The organism is Arsukibacterium sp., assembly GCF_036735525.1.
In the GTDB taxonomy this organism is placed as follows: domain Bacteria; phylum Pseudomonadota; class Gammaproteobacteria; order Enterobacterales; family Alteromonadaceae; genus Alishewanella.
In genome coordinates this window covers 1-7,963 of sequence record NZ_DAINOE010000045.1, presented here as the reverse complement: position 1 = coordinate 7,963, position 7,963 = coordinate 1, and the positions used below count along the sequence as shown (strand labels likewise).

At 51.0% G+C, this 7,963-nt stretch carries 6 protein-coding genes; all 6 read left to right on the top strand.

Annotated features, from left to right (window positions below; translation table 11 throughout):
* A partial coding sequence (locus tag V7D78_RS10245) for a rod shape-determining protein (RefSeq protein WP_333608354.1) occupies positions 1–1,016 on the top strand: 1,016 nt, incomplete at its 5' end.
* A gap of 32 nt (positions 1,017–1,048) precedes the next feature.
* The gene (mreC, locus tag V7D78_RS10240) at positions 1,049–1,894 is read left to right on the top strand and encodes a rod shape-determining protein MreC (RefSeq protein WP_333608353.1); all 846 of its coding nucleotides are present in this window, start codon (positions 1,049–1,051) and stop codon (positions 1,892–1,894) included.
* Positions 1,894–2,376, top strand: a complete 483-nt coding sequence (mreD, locus tag V7D78_RS10235; protein ID WP_333608352.1) for a rod shape-determining protein MreD — start codon at positions 1,894–1,896, stop codon at positions 2,374–2,376. The genes mreC and mreD overlap by 1 nt, the downstream gene beginning before the upstream one ends.
* Entirely contained in the window at positions 2,376–2,948 is a 573-nt protein-coding gene (locus V7D78_RS10230) for a Maf family protein (RefSeq protein ID WP_333608351.1), read from the top strand. Before mreD ends, V7D78_RS10230 begins: the two co-directional genes overlap by 1 nt.
* The gene (gene rng / locus V7D78_RS10225; protein WP_333608350.1) at positions 2,945–4,411 is read left to right on the top strand and encodes a ribonuclease G; all 1,467 of its coding nucleotides are present in this window, start codon (positions 2,945–2,947) and stop codon (positions 4,409–4,411) included. The genes V7D78_RS10230 and rng overlap by 4 nt, the downstream gene beginning before the upstream one ends.
* Positions 4,412–7,963, top strand: a 3,552-nt coding sequence (locus V7D78_RS10220) for a YhdP family protein (RefSeq protein WP_333608349.1), incomplete at its 3' end; no start/stop codon positions are given. It lies immediately after the preceding gene.

The following is a 7,963-nucleotide window of genomic DNA, read 5'->3' as shown; positions in this document are numbered from 1 at the left end:
CGAACGACTTATCCATTGACCTTGGTACTGCCAATACGCTGATTTATGTTAAAGATCAGGGCATAGTGCTGAATGAACCTTCAGTTGTGGCCATTCGGCAAGAGCGGGCCGGTGGTCCGAAAAGTGTTGCAGCGGTGGGCCATGCGGCAAAGCGCATGCTAGGCCGAACCCCTGGTAACATTAAAGCCATCCGCCCAATGAAAGACGGCGTTATCGCAGACTTTTATGTCACCGAAAAAATGTTACAACACTTTATCCGCCAGGCACACAGCAATAGCTTTTTACGACCCAGTCCGAGAGTGTTGGTATGTGTACCCTGTGGTTCTACTCAGGTAGAACGCCGGGCTATTCGTGAATCAGCGCAAGGCGCCGGCGCGCGTGAGGTATATCTGATTGATGAGCCGATGGCCGCAGCTATTGGTGCTGGCTTGCCGGTATCGGAAGCGACCGGCTCTATGGTGGTCGACATTGGTGGCGGTACCACAGAAGTCGCCATTATTTCTCTTAATGGCGTGGTGTACTCATCTTCAGTGCGTATTGGCGGAGATAAATTTGATGATGCCATTGTTAACTATATTCGCCGTAACTATGGCATCTTAATCGGTGAAGCCACGGCTGAGCGCATTAAAACCGAAATCGGCTCGGCTTACCCCAGTGATGATGTGCTGGAAATTGAAGTGCGTGGACGCAATCTGGCCGAAGGTGTACCCCGTAGCTTTACCATGACCAGCAATGAAATCCTCGAAGCTCTGCAAGAGCCGTTGGCAGGTATTGTCAGTGCCGTCATGGTAGCGCTGGAGCAGTCGCCACCAGAGCTGGCGTCTGATATTTCTGAACGCGGTATGGTGCTGACCGGCGGTGGTGCACTGTTACGTGACTTAGACCGGCTGTTAATGGAAGAAACCGGCATTCCGGTGGTAGTGGCAGATGACCCGCTGACCTGTGTTGCCCGTGGTGGTGGTAAGGCGCTGGAGATGATTGATTCGCATGGTGGTGATGTGTTCAGTTATGACTAACCCGCTGAGAATAGTCAGGTTGGTTATTACAGATGAATGAATTGTTTGGCCGTGGACCGGCACTGGGCCTCCGCTTAATGTTAGCGGTATGCTGCAGTGCCGGTTTAATTTTTATCGACCGTTATACCGAAAGCGCCACCCAGCTGCGCTCATACCTGACCACTGCGGTCAGCCCGCTGTTTTATCTGGCCAGTTTACCCGAAACCCTGTTTAGCCAGGTATCGCAGCAGTTTATCGCGCAACAAAGCTTGTTAGCTGAAAACAGCCTGCTCAAAGAAACCTTATTGCGTCAAAATGGTCAACTGCAGTTACTGGGTTACCTACAGCAAGAAAACAACAAGTTGCGAGCCTTACTGGGCTCTTTGCCGGTACTGGAAGGGCAGCGTTTGGTGGCCGAAGTGTTAGCTGTGCACAGTCATCCGTTCAGCCATCAGGTGGTATTAAACAAAGGCAGCAATGATGGCGTTACTGAATATCAGCCGGTGATTGATGACAAAGGTGTAGTCGGGCAAATTGTCAGTGTCGGGCCAACCAGTAGCCGCGCCATACTGATCTCTGATAACACCCATGCTATTGCCTTGCGCGCCGAGCGCACTGGCATCCGCACTGTAGCTGAGGGGCTGGGGCAATGGGATCTGTTGCGGGTTATTCATTTGCCGCTCAGTGCCGATATTCGTGAAGGTGATCGTTTATTAACATCAGGTCTTGATGGCCGCTTCCCTGAAGGCTATCCGGTTGCCGAGGTCAATAAAGTGATTCGAGACGCCAGTCAGCCTTTTATGACTGTCTATGCCCGCCCTTATGCGCAACTTGATCGTATCCGCCATGTATTGCTGTTATTGCCGGCCGATCCCGTTACTGCTGAGGTAACAGACTGATGCGTAGGGCCCATGGCATAGGTTTTATTTATTTCTCCTTGTTTGTGGCGCTGGTGCTGACGGTAATGCCGATGCCAGCACAAATTACGCCTTACCGCCCCGATTGGGCATTATTAATTTTGTTGTACTGGACAATGGCCCTTCCTTCACGGGTCAATATCGGCACGGCTTTTTTTATGGGTTTTCTGGTCGATGTACTGGTAGGCACTGTGCTGGGCGTGAATGCACTGGCCTTCTCGGTAGTCAGCTTTATTTTTGCAGTTAACCACCTGAAAATTAGAAATTTTGCAATCATTCAGCAGGCGTTACTGGTTGGCTTAATGCTGGCGCTGTACCACTTGCTATTATTCTGGCTCAGTCATTTTCTGACCGGCGTTTACTTTTTACCGGCCTATTTATGGCCGGTGCTAACTGGCATGTTAGCCTGGCCTTGGTTATTCTGGTTATTAAGACGTTTTCGCCGCCAATTTAAGATCCAATAATGTACCCAACTATCGCTCTGGCTTCTGCTTCTCCCCGCCGTGCGGCACTGCTTCAACAGCTGCAGCTGCCCTTTACTTTGTTACAGGTTGATGTTGACGAAACGCCTCTGGTCGATGAGCCGGCAACCACTTATGTACGCCGGTTAGCCCTGGCTAAGGCACAGGCCGGTTTAGCACTAAACGCTGGGCAGTTACCGGTGCTGGGCGCCGATACCATAGTGGTATTTGAGCAACAGATTTTAGGAAAACCCAAATCTGAAGCTGATTTTACCGCCACCCTCAAAACCCTGTCTGGCCGTTGTCATCAGGTATTGACTGCCGTGGCCTTGGTTAGTCGTCAACAGCAATTGCAGTGCTTGGTCAGTACCGATGTGTATTTTCGGCAGATTACCGAGGCCGAAATTGCCGCTTACTGGCAAAGCGGCGAGCCGCAGGATAAAGCCGGTGGCTATGCTATTCAGGGCCTGGCCGGGCGTTTTGTTGCGCGCATTGATGGTAGCTACAGTGCTGTAGTCGGGCTGCCATTGTGTGAAACCGAGCAAATGGTGCTGGCACTGGAGACACAAGCATGAGTGCAGAGCTACTACTAAATGTCACCCCCACTGAAACCCGGGTGGCGCTGATCGAAAATGGTGTGCTGCAAGAGCTGCATATAGAGCGGCAGGCAAAGTTGGGGCTGGTCGGTAATATCTATATGGGTAAAGTCAGCCGTGTCTTGCCGGGCATGCAGGCGGCCTTTGTGGATATTGGCCTGGATAAAGCCGCCTTTTTACATGCTTCAGACATAGTGCAGCAGCACGAAGCCAATGAGCTGGATAGCAAACCAGCCAGTAGCAAAGATATAAGGGTGTTGGTGCGCGAAGGACAATTGTTGCTGGTGCAGGTGGTAAAAGATCCGCTGGGTACCAAGGGCGCACGTTTAACCACTGACATCACCTTGCCCTCGCGTTATCTGGTGTTTATGCCCGACTCCAGTCACGTTGGCGTGTCACAACGCCTGGACAGTGAAGCAGAGCGCAGCCGCTTAAAAGACATTGTCAGCAGCTGCCTGGATGGCAATGGCGGTTTTATTGTCCGCACCGCGGCTGAAGGTGCCGGCGCTGAAGAGTTGGTGCAGGACGCGAAATTTTTAAAGAAACTCTGGGGTAAAATACTTAAACGCAAAAAAATCACCCGCAAAGAAGGGGTGGTGTATGAAGATTTAACGCTGTGCTACCGTATTTTGCGTGATTTTGTGGGCACCGAACTGGAGCGTGTTCGAGTAGACTCTAAGCTTACTTTTCAACAGCTGACGGCCTTTTGTGAAGAGTTCATGCCGCATATTTCGCCACTGCTGGAATATTATCCGGGTGAGCGGCCGATTTTTGATATGTTTGATGTTGAAAACGAGATACAGCGGGCATTAGAGCGCAAAGTGCCGCTGAAAAGCGGCGGCTATTTGATCATCGATCAAACTGAGGCCATGACCACTATAGATGTTAATACCGGCGCCTTTGTAGGCCATCGAAATCTGGAAGACACTATATTTAATACCAATACCGAGGCCACGCAGGCGATAGCCCGGCAGCTGCGCTTACGCAACCTCGGTGGTATTATCATTATTGATTTTATCGATATGCAAACCGACGAACATAAGCGGCGGGTGTTTCACAGCTTAGAGCTGGCATTGTCGCGCGACAGAGCGAAAACCAATATTCATGGCTTCTCAGCATTAGGCTTAGTTGAGATGACCCGCAAAAGAACCCGCGAAAGTTTGGAACATATCCTCTGTGGTGAGTGTCCAGTATGTAAGGGCCGTGGAAGTTTAAAAACGGTTGAGACCGTCTGTTTTGAAATTTTACGGGAAATTGTCCGGGTAAATCGTGCTTATGCGGCGGATAAATTTCTGGTGTATGTCTCGCCTGTGGTAAAAGATGCGTTAACCACAGACGAATTTCATAGCCTGGCTGAATTACAGGTTTTTATTGGCAAGCAAATTAGTGTGCAAGCTGAACCTATGTATACGCAGGAGCAATTTGACGTGGTGATGATTTAAGTGGCGTCAGCCAAACAAGTCTGTTTTTACTGCTTACATAAACTGTGGCTGTTGCTGGCCATCGTACTGGTGTTGCTGGCCACTTTGATTTCTTTACTTCGACTCAGCCTGCCTTACGCCGATAACTATAAAACACAGCTCGAAAATATGCTTAGCCAACAACTGGGGGCTGAGTTACAGATTGGTGTGCTAAGTGCGGCCTGGCATAAGACGGGTCCAGCTTTATTGTTAAATGATTTGCTTTTAAGCAGCCCGGCAGAGGGTGCTGCGCTGCGTATTGAGCAAACTCTGGTAGATATCGATTTCTGGGGCAGTTTAATCAGCTTGCAATGGCGGGCCGAACACGTTGAACTTCGAGGGTTACAGCTAACTCTGGCTAGTGAGGAGCTCCGCGTTCAGGAGCCTGGCGCTGTGACGAATGCCAGTCTGAGCCTGGCATTAGAACAGTTATTCTTTCGGCAGCTACGCCAATTCACAGTACGTGACAGCCGTATCAGCCTGCAACAGGCAGACGCCGATAATCTGGTGGTGCAGATTACGCACCTTAACTGGCGAAATCAGGGCAACCGCCATCAGGGGGAAGGCGAATTGTCGATTGACAATGTTACCGCTAATACATTGTCTTTTATTGTCGATTTATATGGTCCGACGCTGGATAGTGCCTTTGGTCAGCTGTATTTGCAAAGCAACCAGTTGGATTTACTGCCCTGGTTCAGGCAATGGATCCCCCAAACCAACCGACTGCAAAAAGCCAGTGTTAACTTTAGCGCCTGGGGAAGAATTGATCAGGGCCGGCTGCAACGGATCCAGGTGGAACTGGCCGAAAACAGTGTGCATTGGCAGCGGGATGGTAATGAGCAAAGTTTACAGCTAGGTCAGGGGCAGTTGTTATGGCTGCCGGATGATGATGGCTGGTCGTTGTTATCGTCTGAACTTACCTTACAAAGTGCCAATCAGCGTTGGCCGCAGCTGGCGGTAGCGCTTAGAAAACAGCAAGATGATTGGCAGCTGGCCTTGCAGCAGGTCCCTTTGCAGGCATTGGCACCTTTAGCGCAATTAATGGCAGAAGATCATCAAGTATTAGCCACCCTATTAGGCTATCAGCCACAAGCCGAGGTAATCACACTACAGGCACAGGTTAATTCCCTCGGTGACTGGCAACTCTATAGCCAGTTCGAGCAATGGCAACATCAGCCATTGGGTGATGTGCCTGGTATCAGTGAGCTCAGTGGTGAATTGTGGCTGGCTAATGATTTTGGCCGTATGGTACTCAAGGGGGCGCCGTCCGAGCTGCAATGGGATGGGTTAATGCCACAGTCTAGTCCTTATCAATCGTTACAGCTGCAGGCGCAGTGGCTGGCCGATAAGCAAGGAGATTGGCGCTTTAATGTTACCGAGCTGACACTGGATGCCGATGATTTTCAATTACAAGGCCAATTGCAACTGGCACTGAAAGCCCAGCCTGAGCTCAGTATGTTGTTTAGCCTGCAACAGTTGCAAATGTTGCATCTGGACCGCTACCTGCCAAGGCGGTACTTAGCTGCTCCTTTACGTCAGTATCTTAACCGTGCTTTGCAACAGGGTGAGTTAAGCTCGGCCCGGTTTTTATGGCATGGTTTAGTCTTGGGTGATAGCGATGCCGCTGAAGTGACCTCCACAGCGTCAACTATACCGTCAGCTATACCTTCAATCATGCAGCTAGCAGCGGATGTCGCCGATGTGCGTTTTGAGTTTGATGCAAACTGGCCGGCAGTAGAGCAACTGCAGGCCAATTTATGGTTGGATCAGCAACAGCTGTTCATTCAGAGCCGGCAAGGGCAGCTGCTAACCTTACCGCTCGGTGACAGGGTGCAGGCATCGCTGGCATCATTGACTGAGCCCACACCTTTAATCATCCAAATCCAGAGTGAGCCGCAGCAGGATGTCATTGACGTTAAGCAATTGCTGGCGCAATCGCCGCTGCGTAGCAATGTCGGGCAGGCTTTAGAGCATTTAGGACTCAGCGGGAATGTCAGCGGGCAACTACAGCTTCGGGTTGGCCTGAATGATGGCAGTGTCCGGGCAACGGGCGCAGTAGATTTGCAACAGCTCAGTGCCATACTGCAAGCTCCTGAACTGGAATTAACCGATATTAGTGGCCAGTTACGTTTTGATAATGATCAGATTAGCGCCGAACGGCTGCAAGGGCGTTGGCGTGGCCTGGCCTTTACTAGTCAGATTCACGGACAGCAGCAGCCTGGCGCATACCAGCTGACACTCGGCTTAAGCGGTGACAGTGACGCCGGGCAATTAAGCACAGCGCTGTGGCCCAAAGCCGACAGGTTGCTGAGCGGGCCTGTGCAATACCAGCTTGATTTGGGGCTACAGCTGCCGGCTGAAGGTGTTGAGTATCAGGCAGCGTTGTCGCTGGATTTAACGCAAACGGCGCTGCAACTGCCGGCACCTTATAGCAAGGAGGCTGATGTGCCTGCGCAATTGCAGCTGAGCGCGCAAGGTAATAGTACAGATAGCCTGCTGCAGTTTGCTCTTAACAGTAAGCAGCTGGCTGCATTGCAGCTTGCCGGCCGCATAGATCATAGTTCCCATCAATTCAGTCAGCTGAATCTGGCGCTGGGCCAGGCTGATACTGCTCTGCCAGGCAGCGGGATGATAATAGCAATAGATTTGGCACAAGCTGACTTGCTGCCCTGGTACCAGCTTATTAGTAGTCAGCTACCTGCTGGCGATAGCCAGCAAGTGGCCTGGTTGAAAGGCCCTTTGCGCTTGCGCGGAAAAATTGGTCAGTTGCAATTGCCGGCCGGTTTTGCTTTTAACAAGACCGTATTTGAGTTACAGCATACTGATAGTGCCTGGCAATTGCAGCTAAACGGTAGCGAAGTGGCCAGCCGCTTAAGTTTTTTTGATGACTGGTCAGGACAAGGCATTAAGGTTCAACTGGATTATTTACATTTACCCTTGCCAGAGGCCAGTGAATTGGCGGGTGTGCTGGAAGATGTCAGCCAGCAATTAGCCTTTCCGCTAAATAGGACGCGACAGCCAGAAACGACCTGGCTGCAGTTGCCGCCCATTCAGCTTAGTTGTCTGGATTGCAGTATCGGACCTTACCGTTTAGGTGAGGTCAACGCCCATGCCAGTAGCGATGATAAGGTATGGTTGTTACACCAGTTTGAGGCCGACTATAAACGTAACCGGCTACAACTGAGCGGCATGTGGCAGCCAGATCAGGGACCGGGTTTCAGTCAGTTTAGTGGTAAGTTCAGCTCACCTAATATTGGTACCTTGCTCACAGAATATCAGTTAACTTCTGCCATCAGTGGCAGCCGCGCCGATGTCGATTTTGCCCTGAACTGGCCTGGCAGCCCTTTGCAGTATGAAACGGCCGGTTTGGCCGGACAATTGGCGTTTGTGCTGGGCGAGGGCTCGTTAACCGAAGTCAGTGATCAGGGGGCGCGGCTGTTTTCGTTGTTTAGCCTCGATTCATTGCTGCGTAAATTACGGCTGGATTTTCGGGATGTGTTTGCCAAAGGCTTTTTTTACAACCGCATGCATGGC